Below are 548 nucleotides of genomic sequence, written 5' to 3' on the forward strand. Positions count from 1 at the left end.
GCTCGGGGTCGTTGAGGCCGACGACGGCGTGGCCCGCCTCGTGGAAGGCGGTCAGGCGCTTCTCGTCCTCGCTCATCACCATGGACCGCCGCTCCGCGCCCATCATGACCTTGTCCTTGGCGGACTCGTAGTCGATCATCGTGACGAACCGCCGGCCGATCCGCGCCGCCGCCAGCGTCGCCTCGTTGACGAGGTTGGCCAGGTCGGCGCCGGCAAAGCCCGGTGTTCGGGCGGCAATCTTGCCCAGGTCGACATCGGCCCCCAGCGTGACGTTTTTGGCGTGGACCTTGAGGATCTGCTCCCGCCCCTTGAGGTCCGGACGGTCCAGGGCGACATGACGGTCAAACCGCCCAGGACGAAGCAGCGCAGGGTCAAGTATTTCGGGCCGGTTCGTTGCGGCCATGATGATGACGCCCTTGTTGCTGTCAAAGCCGTCCATTTCGACCAGAAGCTGGTTCAGCGTCTGCTCGCGCTCTTCATTGCCACCAACCAGGTTGAACGCACGCGTCTTGCCCAGGGCATCGAGTTCATCGATAAAGATGATGCAT

Annotated in this window: 1 protein-coding gene; it reads right to left on the reverse strand. The window is 63.9% G+C overall.

Features of this window, described 5'->3' with window-relative positions; translation table 11 throughout:
* On the reverse strand, positions 1-548 hold a 548-nt coding region (locus D7Y13_RS42130; RefSeq protein ID WP_120631085.1), incomplete at both ends, for an AAA family ATPase.

The organism is Corallococcus praedator (assembly GCF_003612125.1).
Classification (GTDB): domain Bacteria; phylum Myxococcota; class Myxococcia; order Myxococcales; family Myxococcaceae; genus Corallococcus; species Corallococcus praedator.